This is a genomic window from Pectobacterium odoriferum (assembly GCF_009931295.1).
Taxonomy (GTDB): domain Bacteria; phylum Pseudomonadota; class Gammaproteobacteria; order Enterobacterales; family Enterobacteriaceae; genus Pectobacterium; species Pectobacterium odoriferum.
This window is the reverse complement of sequence record NZ_CP034938.1, coordinates 4,577,709-4,591,683: the sequence shown is the minus strand read 5'-3', so window position 1 is coordinate 4,591,683 and position 13,975 is coordinate 4,577,709. Positions and strand designations below refer to the sequence as shown.

Here is a 13,975-nt window from a genome sequence, read left to right as displayed (position 1 = left end):
TTTCTGCATGCATATCTATATGCATAGTTTGCAATCAAACTTTTTGATCTAAGATAGATCCCAAAGGTATAAGGCGCATAATTTCCGCATGTTATATTTTTAAAAATTAAAAAGACGACATAAATCCCCGCCTGATAAATCCAACACTAACGAGTTAATTATGGCATCACATCTTATTGATTTTCTTCTTATAGGGAATAACTTTGGCACGCCTGAAATGCGCGGCGTATGGTCCGAGCATAACCGCCTGACTAAACAGGTCGAAGTAGAAGTTGCCCTGGCACTTGCCGAGGGTGAACTGGGTGTCATTCCGCTGGATGCGGCAAAAACCATTGCAGAAAACGCTGATGCAAGCGCGCTTAACGTTGAAGAGATTGCAAAAGATGCCGCGCGCATGAAGCATTCTCTGATGCCGACGATTGCCGCGATTCAGAAACAGTGCGGTGCCGCAGGTGAGTTTATTCACTACGGCGTGACCACGCAGGACATCGTTGATACGGCGACGGTGTTACAGCTGAAACAATCTTTTGATATTGTCGTCAGAGATACACAACTGCTGGCCGTTGAGTTGAAACGTCTGGCAAAGAAACACCAGCATACGCTGATGGCGGGTCGTACCCACGGTATGCAGGCGTTGCCCACCACGTTTGGCTTCAAACTGGCCGTCTGGCTGGATGAATTTATCCGTCACCTCGAACGTCTGGGTGAAATCAAAGAACGTGTTTTGGTTGGCAACATCAACGGTGCGATTTGTACCTATGCCTCTTTTGGCGAGAAAGGGCCGGAAATCGAGCGTCTGACGCTGGATAAGCTGGGGTTGAATACGCCGAATATCGGCTGGCAGTCTGCCCGCGATCGCTTTTCCGAATATGCCTCTGTTACGGTTCTGATCAGCGGTACGCTGGGCAAAATCGGCAACGAGCTGTACAACCTGATGCGCACCGAGATTAACGAAATCGAAGAGCCGTTCTCCGAAGGGAAAATCGGTTCTACTACGATGCCGCATAAACGCAACCCTGCCGCATTGGAAGGGCTGGCGAGCTTGACGGCTCCACTGTTTAAGAGCGCTGCGTTGATTCATGAATCCATGAAAGTTGAGCATGAGCGTGATGCGATGAGCTGGCGTGCGGAGTGGATCGCGCTGCCGGAAATCAATATCTATCTGTCTGCTCAGCTTCAGAACGCGCTTGGCATCCTGCGTGGCATGTCCGTCAACGAGAAGCAGATGCTGGCGAACCTCGATCTACAAAATGGCCTGCTGCTGTCCGAGAAAGTGATGTTCGAGATTGGCAAACGTCTCGGCAAGCAGACGGCTCACCATCTGGTTTACGAATGTTCTATGCAGGCATTCGAGCAGAATCAGTCCTTTAAGTCAGTACTGCTGGCCCACCCGGTGCTTTCTGAACAGGTGACCGCCGCCGATCTGGACGAATGGCTGAATCCGGCTAACTACGTTGGCAGTGCGCCGCAGAAGGTTGATGACGTGATTCGCTATGCGGATAACTCCGGCCTGCTGCCAGCATAAGGTGACATCATGAGTATTGTATTTCGTCAGGCTACGCTTGCGGACGATGAGACCTATCTGGCACTGGCGCTGGCGGCATTTGAGCCGATTCGCCAACTGGGTATCAATTTTTCTGCCGCTCATGCGGACATCGACATGGTGCGTACGCATATTGCCTCACACGGCGTTTATGTGATGGAAAAAGACGGCGAAATGGTGTCGTCATTTACCATTCGCTATCCGTGGGGGCCGGAGCCGGGCCCGCTCGGTTTGCCCCATTTGGGCTGGTTTGCGACGCACCCTGGTTATAAAAAACAGGGGCTGGGTAAGCAAATGATGAACTGGCTGGAAGAAGAGATTCTGATTAACCAGCTCAAAGCGCCTGCGGTGTCGCTTGGCACCGCGCAAAACCACCCGTGGCTGATTGAGATGTACAGAAATTATGGTTTCAAGGAAGTCGGGCAGACGAATCTGGGAAAAGGACACCTGACAATCTGGATGGAAAAAATCCTTGATAACTCATTGTATGACCAGTGGAAAGATAAAAACTCAAAAAGAGAGGCAGTAAAATGATGAAAAAAGTAACGTTGTCTGTTCTGGCGCTGACGACCGCCTTTCTTGTGGCTGGCTGTGACTCTGGGAAGAGCGGCTCTGAGCAGGAAAAAGTACTGAAAGTGGGTTCAACAGGCCAAAGTTATCCAAGTGGCTTCAAGCAAGATAACAAGCTGGTCGGGTTTGACGTTGAAGTGACGGAAACCATCGCGAAAGATCTGAACTACAAAGTTGAGTGGGTTACCGCCGATTTCAGTGGTTTGATGGGGCAACTGGAAGCGAGAAAACTGGATACGGTTGCGAACGTGGTGGCAATTACCCCCGCGCGTCAGGAAAAGTATAACTTTGCCCAACCGTACAGTTACTACGGTAGCCAGATTGTGACGCACAAAGACAACACGGATATTAATACATTGGCTGACCTGAAAGGGAAGACGGTAGCCGGTGTTCTGGGTTCCAACCACGTCAACAACCTGAAAAAAGCCTTTGCCGACGGCAGCGTGAATATTCGTACCTATGAAACGCGCGATGGCGCGATGAACGATGCGCTGTCTAAACGCGTTGAAGGCTATGTGAATTCACGTCCGATCCTGTTGGCAGAAATCAATAAGCGTAACCTGCCGTTCAAACTGGTTGGTGAGCCGCTGGTGATTGAAGAAGTGAGCTTCCCGTTCCATAAGGACGAAAATGGTGATGCATTACGTAAACAATTCGATGCTGAATTGACGAAAATGCGTGAAGATGGACGCCTGAAAGCGCTCGCCGAAAAGTACTTTGGTGAGGACATCTCAGTTCCACCGAAAAAGTAACGCTATTGCCGCTTGTCGGTTGACTTATCACCTTCTCCACCGGCGCAGTATGGCCGGTGGAAGCATTAATGGTATGACTCATGAATGTCGATCTTGCCTACCTGTTAAAAGTCTTTCCTCAGGTATTAATGTATTTGCCGACCACGCTGTTCCTTGCCGTGGTTTCGATGTTTTTTGCTATGGTTCTTGGCCTGGTACTGGCGTTAGTCCGTGAAAGCAAGATCGTCGTGGTAGTAAAAATCGTCGAACTGTATATCTCGCTGTTCCGCGGCATTCCGTCGCTGGTTCAGCTGTTTATCATCTACTTCGGCTTGCCGCAGCTATTCCCCGGCTTATCCAATCTGGATGCGATGACGGCCGCGATTATCGGCTTTAGCCTGAAAACATCCGCCTATATGGCTGAGATTTTCCGTGCGGGCTTGGCCTCTGTGGATTTCGGCCAGACGGAAGCGGGCCTATCCATTGGCATGAGTAAAGCACAGGTCTATCGCCGCATCGTGTTGCCTCAGGCCATGCTGAATGCGCTGCCAGCGACCGGGAACACCTTCATTTCCCTGATTAAAGATACCTCGGTAGCCTTTGCGCTGGGTGTCTCCGAACTGTTCGCGGAAGGCAAAATGATTGCCGCCGAATCTCTGCGTTTCTTTGAGACCTTCCTGGTTGTGGGTCTGATTTACTGGTTGGTGATCATTGTTTACTCCTGGCTGCAAAAACAGCTTGAGAAGAAACTGAATCACTCGCTACAGCGATAAGGGGCTGACATGATCAGTGTAAAGAATCTTTCTAAACGCTTTGGCGATCAGGTGGTGTTGGACAACATTAGCCTGGATATCGCGAAAGGCGAAGTCGTCGCGATCATCGGTCCATCGGGTTCGGGTAAGTCTACGCTGCTGCGCTGTCTGAACCTGCTGGAAACGCCAGAGTCGGGCACGATCGAAATTGGTGAACAAACGCTGGATACGCGCCGTTACAGCTCTAAAGAAGCCTATGCGCTGCGCCGCCAGACGGCGATGGTATTCCAGAGTTATAACCTGTTTAAGAACAAAACAGCGCTGGAGAATGTGACGGAAGCGCTGATTGTCGTGAAAAAAATGCCGAAGAAGCAGGCGGATGAAATTGGTCTGGCGCTGCTGGAGCAGGTCGGTCTGCTGCCACAGGCGGCACAATATCCGGTGACGCTGTCCGGCGGACAGCAACAGCGCGTGAGTATTGCGCGTGCGCTGGCGGTGGATCCGAAGGCGATTTTGTTTGATGAACCGACCTCGGCGCTTGACCCGGAAAGGGTACACGAAGTGCTTCAGGTGATTCAGAAGCTGGCGAAAAACGACACCACGATGGTGATCGTCACCCATGAAATGCAGTTTGCGAAAGAAGTGGCTGACCGCGTGATCTTCATGGCGGATGGGCACATCGTTGAGGAAGGCCCGGCGGAGCAGGTGATTAGCTTCTCGGACAACCCGCAAACCCAGCGTTTCCTGCGTCAGTTGACCAAGCTGCCTGAGCCGCTTGAGTACGATATTTAACGCATACGTAGAGACACCTGCACGCCTGAACAAGGTAGCCCTGCCAGGCAGGGCACGATAATGTGGAGCAAGTATTCATGAAAACAGCATCTCAGCACGAGCCTCTGGCTCAGTTTATTCAGGCGTTTCGCCACGATTTACACCGCCATCCTGAACTGTCGAATCAGGAGTTCGAGACTACGAAGAAGATTCGTGCGGTATTGGAAAAAGAAGGGATTCGTATCCTCGACCTGCCGTTGAAAACCGGTCTGGTTGCGGAAGTGGGCGGCTTACAGGAAGGTCCACTGGTTGTGGTGCGTTCCGACATCGACGCCCTGCCGATTGAAGAAGAGTCTGGCGTAGAGTTTACGTCGCTCAACAAAGGCGTGATGCACGCCTGTGGTCATGATTTTCACTCTTCTGCGGCGCTGGGCGCGGCGATTCTGCTGAAGAAAATTGAGCCGGAGCTGAAAGGCACGGTGCGAATTTTGTTTCAGGCTGCTGAAGAGACAGGATTGGGCGCGCCGGAAGTCATCGCCGTTGGCGCGTTGGACAATGCGGTAGCGATTTTTGGCATTCACAACGATCCAACGCTGCCGGTTGGCGTTATCGGTGGGAAAGACGGCGCATTGACGGCGGGTGTTGACCGCTTTGAGATCAAGATCGCAGCGAAAGGCTGTCACGCCGCGAAGCCGCATGAAGGCAACGATCCGATTATCATTCTGGGTCAGCTGATTTCTGCTGTACAGACCATTATCAGCCGCACGGTATCGTCCGACAATAACGCGGTGGTGTCGATTACGCAGGTACATAGCGGCAGCACCTGGAACGTGATCCCAGACACGGCCTATGTTGAAGGTACGGTCAGAACGTTCAATCAGGCCGCGCGTGATTTAATTGAACAGCGTTTTCGTCAGATCGTAGCGGGTATCGCCAGCACCTTTGGTGCAGAAATTGAATTCCTGTGGCATGCAGGGCCGCCGTCGGTGATCAACACGCCAGAGTGGGTTGAGTTTGCACTGAATGTGGCGAGTGACGAAGGGTTTGAAGCGCGTCGCGTGGAAGCCAGCCCGATTGGTGAAGATTTTGCGTTCTATCAGCAGAAATTGCCGGGTACGTTCATGATGGTCGGCTCCGGCGGGCCGTATGCGCTGCATCATCCGAAATTCCGCGTTGATGACAGCGCGCTGTTCCCGACTGCGCACTATCTGTATCAAGTCGCGAAACAGAGTTTAGAACAGTTGTCCTCCCGCTAATTCACGGTTAAGCCATGCTATCCGCGTCGATTCCTCGACGCGGATATTTTTTTGCTTATCAATGGCTCAATATCTGATCCAGGAATTGGCGCGTACGCGGGTGTGATGGCGTGTTGAAGAAGTCTTGCGGCGGGGCGGATTCCACAATGCTGCCATCGGCCATCAGAATGACCTTGTCCGCGACCGTTTTAGCAAAACCCATCTCATGGGTGACGACAATCATCGTCATGCCGGATTCCGCCAGATCGAGCATCACATCCAGTACCTCTTTAATCATCTCTGGGTCCAGCGCCGACGTGGGCTCATCAAACAGCATGATTTCCGGCTGCATGCACAGTGCCCGGGCTATTGCCACGCGCTGCTGCTGGCCGCCAGAGAGCTGTAGCGGGAATTTGTGCGCCTGATTGGCGATATGCACCTTTTCCAGGTAGTGCATCGCTAAATCAATGGCTTCCTGCTTCTTACGCTGTTTGACCAGCGTCGGGCCGATCGTCAGGTTATCCAGCACGCTCAGGTGGGGAAACAAATTGAACTGCTGGAACAGCATGCCGATGCCGGAGCGCACGCGGTTGATGTTCTTGATATTGTCGTTAACTTCAATGCCGTTCACGCGGATATGCCCGTCGTGGTGCTCTTCCAATCGATTAATGCAGCGGATGAGCGTGGATTTGCCGGAGCCGGAAGGGCCGCAAATCACCACGCGTTCTCCTTTCTCCACGTTCAGCGTCACGTTATTCAGCGCCTGAAACGCACCGTACCACTTGCTGACAGCGTCGATCTCAATAATGACGTTGTTGTTTGTAACGATACTGTTTGTCACTGCATTGTCTGTAACGAAAGTGTCTGCGGCTAAGCTCATGATAACAAAGCTCCTGTCTGTGTTTTCATCAACGGCTATCGCTTAACCGTGATACGTTTCTGGGTTACGGCTGGCATCGATGCGTTTTTCCACCCACAGCGCGTAGCGTGAGAGCAAGAAGCCAAACAGCAGATAGATAGCCGAGATGAAAAGGTACGTTTCAATGTAATAGCGCCGCCATATTGGATCCTGCATCACCGAACTGGTGGCGGTGAGGATGTCGAACAGCCCGATAATGATGACGAACGAGGTATTCTTCATGGCGGCGATAATATGGTTGGTCATGGCGGGCAGGCAGATACGTAACGCCTGCGGCAGGATGATTTTGGTCGTCGTGTGCCAATAGCCGAGGTTGAGCGCCATTGCCGCTTCGTATTGCCCGCGTGGAACGGACTGTAAACCACCGCGAATCACCTCAGCCTGATAGCAGGCGAAAAACAGCGCGATGCCGATGATGATGCGCAGTAGCTTGTTGATTTCCATGCCTGCGGGCAGAAATAACGGGAAGACGTTAACCGCGACGAACAGAATCGTGATGAGCGGTACGCCGCGCAGGCCTTCGATAAAAATAACCGACAGACCGCGCAGAAAGGGCAGCGGTGAGCGTCGGCCTAACGCCAATAAAACCGAAACCGGCATACCGATGACGACCGTGCCGCTAAACAACAGAATTGTCAGCGGCAGTCCGCCCCATTCGCTGGAAGGCACGTAAGATAAGCCAAACACGCCACCAGACATCAGGATGGCAATGCCCACTACCGCGACGATCCACAGCGGTAAGAGGATGCGCGAATGCCAGAAGCGCGGCATCAGCGACAGGCCAAGCGCCAGAAACCAGATTCCCATCGCCAACACCAGACGCCAGTGTTCATCGTAAGGATAAAGGCCAAACAGGATGGGGCGATGTTTTTCCGCGATCACTGCCCAGCAGGCGCCAGCGGCCACACGGCAGATGTCCGGGTCAGCGGTGTACCACACGGCATCAAGAATGCCCCAGTGCAGCAGTTTATTGCCGACATTCCACATCAACACCGCTAGTAGCAGTGTGAGGACGGTTTGCGGCACGCTGCTGAACAGGTGGCGACGCAGCCACAGCAGCGGCGTGCGCAAGCGGCTGGGAACGGCGGAGAGTGACAGTACCGGAAATAACATTCAGTGTTCCTCAGCGCTCTTTGATGGCAACGACGCGGTTAAACAGGTTCATCAGCAGCGATGTCACGATGCTGACCGTCAGGTAAACCACCATCATGATGGCAATCACTTCGAGCGCTTGACCGGTCTGGTTCATCAGCGTGTTACTGATGTTTGCCAGCTCCGGGTAACCCACCACGACTGCGATTGAGCTGTTTTTTGACAGGCTGACATATTGACTGGTCAACGGCGGAACGATGACGCGCATGGCTTGTGGAATGATGATGTGGCGCATCATATGCCAGGGCGAAAAAGACAGCGCGCGCGCCGCTTCCAGTTGGCCTTTGGGGATAGACTGAATGCCTGCCCGCACGATTTCCGCGATAAACGCAGAGGAATAGAGCGCAATGCCAAGCAGCAGTGCAGTGAATTCAGGGCTGACGGTAAAGCCACCGCGGAAGTTAAAGCCGCGCAGGATAGGTCGGTCAAGCTCTGCTGGAGCGCCAGAAAGCCACCAGACCAGCAGCGGTAACCCGATGATTGCGGCCAGTATCAGGCGACCTGTAGGCAGAGAGCGGCCTGCATTTTCCCGCATGTAACGGGCCACGCGTTTCAGAATCAGGCTAATCAGGACGGCGGCGAGTAGCGCGATCCCGGCCCACAGCCAGCCGTGATGCGCGGCGGGGACGGAAAAAGACAGCCCGCGGTTGGTCAGAAATCCCAGGCTACCAAGCTCAATGGCGTCGCGTGGCGAGGGTAAATTACGGATCACCACCGACCAGAAAATCACCTGCAAGATCACGGGGATATTACGCATCAGCTCGATGTATCCCCCGGCGAGCCGTGCCAGTAGCCAGTTGCGGGAGACGCGGGCGATCCCGACGGAGAAACCGAGCAGTGTGGCGAGTACGATGCCGCATAGCGTGACGTACAGGGTATTCAGTAACCCGACGCCGAGCGCGCGCAGATAGCTGTCTCGCGGGGTAAACGCGATGAGCTTTTCACCAATCTCAAACTGTGCGGTGTGATCAAGAAAACCGAAGCCGGTGGCAATGTTTTGCGAACGCAGGTTTTCGACCACGTTGGCGTACAGCCAGTAGCTGAAAGCGACAATCAGGAGGCCGAGCAGGCACTGATAAATCCAGGCGCGTAGGGACTTGCTGTCAAACGCATTCAACAGACGGCGCGAATAAGGTAGTGTTCCCAGCCATGGTGGTGCAGAGGCTGACGATAGCGTCTTCTGTGATGATTTCATTACCGGCGGTCTTTTCTTCTGGTCAGTACCGCTGCTCAACATGCGATCTGATAGCGGTAGGGCGTGAATGCGATGGCATGGCATCAGCTCAGAGATTTCCGAGCTGATGCCGATGGTGTAGTGAATTAACGAATGGGCAGGCCGTAGAGCAGGCCGCCTTTCGTCCAGAGATTATTCAGGTCGCGCTCTAGCGGTGCCGGGGTGTCTGGCCCGAAGTGGCGGTTATAAATATCACCGTAATTGCCTACCTGCTTAATCAGGTTGTAAGCCCACTGGTTATTCAATCCCAGCTTCTGACCGTAACCGCCGGTGGCTCCAAGCAGTGCCTGTATATCCGGGTCTGTGGATTTGAGTTTGTTGTCCACGTTCTGCTGGCCGATTTCCATCTCTTCCGCGTTGAACGTGGCATACACCACCCATTTCACGATGTCGTACCACTGATCGTCACCCTGACGGACTGCCATTGCCAACGGCTCTTTTGAGTAAATCCCCGGTAGAATGACGTGGTCAGAAGGCTTTTCCGCATCGAAGGTGCGCACGCCGGGCAGCGCCACTTTATCGCGGGCAATGACGTCGCAGCGTCCAGACAGGTAGGCTGCGACGTACTCTTTATTGTTCTCGATGACGACCGGGGTGTAATGCAGGTTGCGTGATGCAAAAATCTGCGCGACGTTGCGTTCGGTGCTGCTGCCCGGCGTGATGCAGACGGTCGCGCCGTCCAAATCTTCCACCTTCTTCACATTGGCGCTGGTACGCACCATAAAGCCCGTTCCGGTATAGAAGGTCGGCGGTGCGAAGTTCAGGCCCAGCGACGTATCGCGCGACAAATCGGCAGTGATATTGCGTGACAGCACGTCAACTTCACCAGACTGAATCGCCGGGAAGCGCTGTGCGGTAGACAGGGCGGCAAAACGCACTTTGTTTGCGTCGCCAAAAATAGCGGCAGCTAACGCGCGGCAATAATCGACGTCCAGCCCGGTCCACTGTCCTTTGCTATCAATCGCAGAAAAGCCGTGGCGCGCCGGGTGCACGCCGCAAACCAGCTCACCGCGTGCTTTGATCTTTTTGAGTGTTTCACCATTTCCAGCGTCAGCGGCAGTGGCCTGAGCAACAGGCAGCAGGAGACTCCCTAAAGTCAGCGCTGTGGCGGTCGTCAATGAGAGTAGTTTTCTCAGCATAGTATCCTCAGAATAGTCGGTGTTGTTTTAACGTGTTGTAATTAATTGTTTTTATTATGGTGCGTCCATTTGTATACAAATGTTCTCAATGTTACATTCAAATGGCAAATAGCATATTTCTCTATCTAAAGCTGAATAGTGGATATAGCCATTTTGGGGATAATGCGAAGGGGAAAAGAGTGCTGCGCCTCGCACGGTAAGCAAGGCACAGAAGGGAGAGATTAGTGGGCGAGCAGGCCTTGTACGCCTTGCCAAATGAGCTGAGCGCTGAGTATCAACATGGTGAGACGAAAGGTGGTGCGAAAAAGTTTTTCGGGCAGATTATCCAGCAGGCGCGTGCCCAGCCAGGTACCCAGCACACCGCTGGCAATCATTGCGGCCAGCATCGGCAGCCAGTCGTGATAGGCAAACCCCATCAGCCCGAATGCCAGAATCTTCAACCCGTGCTGTAACACCATGCAGAGCGCATGCGTGGCGATCAGGGGCTGTTTGGTCAGCCCTTGAGAACTGATAAGACCGGCAACCATCGGGCCTGTTGCGCCGACGATCATGGTACCGAGGCTGGTGAGTGCGCCGCCCAGAATGAAGAACAGCCGGTTAACCGGTTTTGGTGCGGTGCGTTTACGAAAAACTGACCACAGAATGAAAAGGGCCAGCGCGATTTTTGCCACGTTGTCTGGGATCCAGACTGCAATAGGGGCACCCACTGCGATGCCAATGACGCTGCCAATAAAAAACCACAGCGCCAGCGGCCAGACGATATACAAACGTTGGATCAGGCTACGGCTGAGGTTGGAGCCTAGCTGGACAATGCCGTGAACCGGCAGCAGGCTGCTGACTGGCATACCCAGTCCCATGATGGCAAGCAAGGTGACGCCGCCGCCCAATCCCAGCGCTGCCGTTAGCGCCGATGTCAGGAAGCTGCAAAAAATCAGGATACTGGCAAAGAGTGGCGAGATGTCGGGTGGAACAAGATCTAGCATGGTGGAACCCATCGCGTGGTAGAGCAAATGATAATGCCTGATGCGATCAAGGCGTATCAAGCATCCTTCCTGTTGTTAACGATAATCGTCACGTAACAGGCGTTGGTATAACGCCAGCGCTTCGGTGCGCGGCAACGCCTGACTGGCGCAGTCGATAAATTTCTCCGCGATCAGGTTGTCCGGCAGCGGGTTCTCTGCGCTGGAGCCGAGTGCGCCCGCCACACGACGATGATAGGTATTCCCCCCATGAGCCACCAGCGTGACGTGCGCCGTATGCGTAGTGGTTTCGTCATGGCAGATCAGCTCAACGCGTGCCATCAGCGACTGTGTGGTGGGGTCGTGTAGTGCTGCATCGTCAATAAAATCATCCAGCGTCAGCTTCCCTTGCACCCAAGCGCGGGCAATGCAGTAATGCAGGCTGAATTTTCCCGCCAGCGGTGTCTCCGGCGCGGGAATGTTGATGTGCGGAAAGCGAATGGGGTGGATGGCTATCTGAATGCGCTCCAAGGATTCGGGAGCCAGCCCAGTTTCCTCACGCAGCGCCAGCAGCCCGTCCAGCGGTGCCAGAATGGCGTAGCAGCAGGGGAAATATTTAAAATTATTGCCTTTTACGGGGTCCAGAATGTGGGACGGTGCAGACCAGGGTTCGGTTAACGGCGTGGTGTCGACGTTTTCGGCTGTACGGTTGTAGACGTTGAAATAGCCGTGGTGATGTTCAAACGCGGTATCTCCCGCACTGTATCCCTGACGCGCCAATAATACTGCCATGACGGCGCTGCGGTTGGCGTGGCCGACCGCCAGTGATTTCGTCTGGCTGCCAAAGTTGGATTTTATGCCGGAGGCTAGCGATGCGGTGATTGCAAAGGCGGTCGCCGTTTCTGCTTCGCTAAGCTTCAACAGTACCGCGCAGGCGGCTACGCCCGCGAAAATGCCGACTGACGTTGTCGGGTGCCAGCCGTTGCGATATTGGAAAGGGCTGACGGCTTTGCCCATGCGTGCCGCGGTTTCATAGCCGCACAGATAGGCGTGCAGGATGGCTTCTCCATCGGCTTCCTGCTCATCAGCCAGTGCCAGCAGCGCGGGAAGCACGGCAACGGAAATATGCCCGTGCAGCCAGGAATTGGAATCGTCGAAATCAAGTAAATGTGCGGATGTGCCGTTCAGCAACGCGGCGTCCAGCGAGTTGAGTTTGAGGTCCGTACCGAAAACCCGGCTCTTTCCCACGGCAGCAGAGGGAACGATCACCGCCCTGAGTTTTTGCGCCCCGTCCTGAATCCCTCCGGCGAGCGTGACGCCCAGCGTGTCAATCACAGCGGTTCGTGCGTGTGCCAATACATCGGCAGGGAACGTCTGGCGAGAAAATTCCAGCAGATTATGGGCAAGCTGGCGGGCAATGGTCATGAAAGTATCCTGTCGTTATCGTGAAATTTTTATATCGAATCGTTTATGCCGAACGGCAACGCGTTAGCCCGCTAATAGCTCAGTGAGTGCAGCGAGTGAACCCGGCTGCTCAAAGTGGAAAGCTGCCTGATAGAGTCGATCGCTACGGGCTTCTCCTAATACGGGAATGGTCAGGGCGTCGAACTTGGCATGCAGCTCGGCGTCGGTCAGGGGATTTTGCGGATGGCCGCGATAAACATCGGTTTCCGCATGCAGTGTTTGGCCGTCTTCCAGTTCGATATCGATAAACGCGGAACTGGCCGATTGCCCCTCGACTGCGTCGATCTGCAAGCGCGACAGCAGTTGGCGCGGTGCTGGGTCGTCGACGGTCTGCTGCGTGAAATCGGTATCGTTGAGGCGATAGCCGCTCAGCGCCAGCGCAATGCAGTGTGGAATGCTGAATTTGCTCTCCAGCGGATTTTGCGGGTTGGCGATCCCAGCGTTCACCATCCCCATTGGATGGACCTTGGCATGAATGCGGGCGATAGCGCGGCCTTTTAGCTGTGGATAGAGCTTAAGCGCGGTTTCGATTGATGCATGCGTTCCCCGACAACTGGCATACAGCTTGTAGCCGTTACCCAGTAGCTCCCAGCTCTCGCCAAAATCGAGCGGTGGGATGACGGCACTACCGTCTTGCACGAATGTTTTCACCCAGCCATCGGTTTCATAAAAGTGATGGGCGGCAATAAAGCCCTCATCAGCCAGTTCTGCTGCTGTGATGCCGTCCATTGCCGCTTTGCCAGCATGAAACGGTTTGCCGTGCGTACCGGATGATTTCTGTAATCCCCCCATCATGGTCGCAGCTGCGCCCAACGCATTGGCAATCGCGTTGGGTTCAAGGCGAAGAATGGAAGCGGCGACGGCCGCAGCCCCCGCGCGCCCGACAATCGACGTCGGGTGAAAGCCTCGGCGTTGTAAGTTGCGGCCCACGCCGGGCACCCAGCCGCCACCCAGTCTGGCCATGACTTCAAAGCCGGTGATGAAAGCGATAAGCGTTGTGCGCTCGTCCGCGCCGTAGTGCTGCGCCATTGCCAGCGCGGTAGACCAGCACGGGCCGCTGGGGTGTCCTGCACCAGCCGGATGCGTATCGTCATAGTCGGCCGCATGAGACAGCGTGCCGTTGATCAGGGCTGCCAGCGACGGTGTAGTTTTCGCACCGAGAATGATTTGCGCATTGCCCTGAGCCTGCCAGCGTTGTGCCACGCGCTGAACCGCGCTGGCCGCGTCGTCTCCTACTGCGCCAATAGAGACGCCAAGGTAGTCAATGAGCGCTCGCTTGGCTTCGTGCCAGACGGCGTCGGGTATCGTAATCGTGGAGGCGGTGTGAATAAACTGGCTGAGCGCGTTGCCGCGAGGAAACGTCGGGGTGGCAGACATCGTAGGAGCTCCTTAGGCGAAAACGCGATGATATTGCCAGCACAGTCGAACGGTTCTGGGATTCACGTTTTGTCTTGTTGAATGCATTTGTATACAGTGTGTGGCGAAAAGCATAGGCAATCGCCCATT

At 54.3% G+C, this 13,975-nt stretch carries 13 protein-coding genes; 6 read left to right on the top strand and 7 right to left on the bottom strand.

Translation table 11 applies throughout. The annotated features are described in order from the left end of the window. The first annotated feature begins 160 nt into the window (after positions 1-160). From purB to EO763_RS20670, 6 genes are all read left to right on the top strand, one after another. Positions 161-1,525: an adenylosuccinate lyase gene (purB, locus tag EO763_RS20695; RefSeq protein ID WP_010294611.1), complete on the top strand. Its 1,365-nt coding sequence runs from the start codon at positions 161-163 to the stop codon at positions 1,523-1,525. A 9-nt stretch (positions 1,526-1,534) separates the two neighbouring features. Continuing rightward, the gene (locus EO763_RS20690; protein WP_161530067.1) at positions 1,535-2,077 is read left to right on the top strand and encodes a GNAT family N-acetyltransferase; all 543 of its coding nucleotides are present in this window, start codon (positions 1,535-1,537) and stop codon (positions 2,075-2,077) included. Beyond that, positions 2,074-2,865, top strand: a complete 792-nt coding sequence (locus EO763_RS20685) for an amino acid ABC transporter substrate-binding protein (protein ID WP_010294606.1) — start codon at positions 2,074-2,076, stop codon at positions 2,863-2,865. The genes EO763_RS20690 and EO763_RS20685 overlap by 4 nt, the downstream gene beginning before the upstream one ends. Before the next feature lie 80 nt (positions 2,866-2,945). Beyond that, positions 2,946-3,617 carry an amino acid ABC transporter permease gene (locus EO763_RS20680; protein ID WP_039492914.1) on the top strand — a complete coding sequence of 224 codons (672 nt, stop codon included), beginning with the start codon at positions 2,946-2,948 and terminating at the stop codon, positions 3,615-3,617. A 9-nt stretch (positions 3,618-3,626) separates the two neighbouring features. Then, complete coding sequence (locus EO763_RS20675; protein ID WP_039305227.1) at positions 3,627-4,388, top strand: amino acid ABC transporter ATP-binding protein; 762 nt, start codon at positions 3,627-3,629, stop codon at positions 4,386-4,388. Positions 4,389-4,465: 77 nt separating this feature from the next. After that, positions 4,466-5,623: a M20 peptidase aminoacylase family protein gene (locus tag EO763_RS20670; protein ID WP_044207244.1), complete on the top strand. Its 1,158-nt coding sequence runs from the start codon at positions 4,466-4,468 to the stop codon at positions 5,621-5,623. 58 nt (positions 5,624-5,681) lie between these two features. Here EO763_RS20670 and EO763_RS20665 read toward each other — a convergent pair whose 3' ends face one another. From EO763_RS20665 to EO763_RS20635, 7 genes are all read right to left on the bottom strand, one after another. Beyond that, positions 5,682-6,482, bottom strand: coding sequence for an amino acid ABC transporter ATP-binding protein (locus EO763_RS20665; RefSeq protein ID WP_010294598.1), 801 nt, complete (start codon positions 6,480-6,482; stop codon positions 5,682-5,684). Positions 6,483-6,524: 42 nt separating this feature from the next. After that, positions 6,525-7,634 carry an amino acid ABC transporter permease gene (locus EO763_RS20660; protein ID WP_161530066.1) on the bottom strand — a complete coding sequence of 370 codons (1,110 nt, stop codon included), beginning with the start codon at positions 7,632-7,634 and terminating at the stop codon, positions 6,525-6,527. A 10-nt stretch (positions 7,635-7,644) separates the two neighbouring features. Beyond that, positions 7,645-8,868, bottom strand: a complete 1,224-nt coding sequence (locus EO763_RS20655; RefSeq protein ID WP_161530065.1) for an amino acid ABC transporter permease — start codon at positions 8,866-8,868, stop codon at positions 7,645-7,647. Between the two features lie 125 nt (positions 8,869-8,993). After that, the gene (locus tag EO763_RS20650) at positions 8,994-10,046 is read right to left on the bottom strand and encodes an amino acid ABC transporter substrate-binding protein (protein ID WP_161530064.1); all 1,053 of its coding nucleotides are present in this window, start codon (positions 10,044-10,046) and stop codon (positions 8,994-8,996) included. A gap of 221 nt (positions 10,047-10,267) precedes the next feature. After that, positions 10,268-11,029 (bottom strand): sulfite exporter TauE/SafE family protein, encoded by a 762-nt coding sequence (locus EO763_RS20645; protein WP_161530063.1) that lies wholly within the window; start codon positions 11,027-11,029, stop codon positions 10,268-10,270. A gap of 75 nt (positions 11,030-11,104) precedes the next feature. Beyond that, on the bottom strand, positions 11,105-12,430 hold the full coding sequence (locus EO763_RS20640; protein WP_161530062.1) for an MmgE/PrpD family protein: 1,326 nt from the start codon (positions 12,428-12,430) through the stop codon (positions 11,105-11,107). A gap of 63 nt (positions 12,431-12,493) precedes the next feature. Further along, complete coding sequence (locus tag EO763_RS20635) at positions 12,494-13,846, bottom strand: MmgE/PrpD family protein (protein ID WP_161530061.1); 1,353 nt, start codon at positions 13,844-13,846, stop codon at positions 12,494-12,496. Positions 13,847-13,975 lie beyond the last annotated feature (129 nt).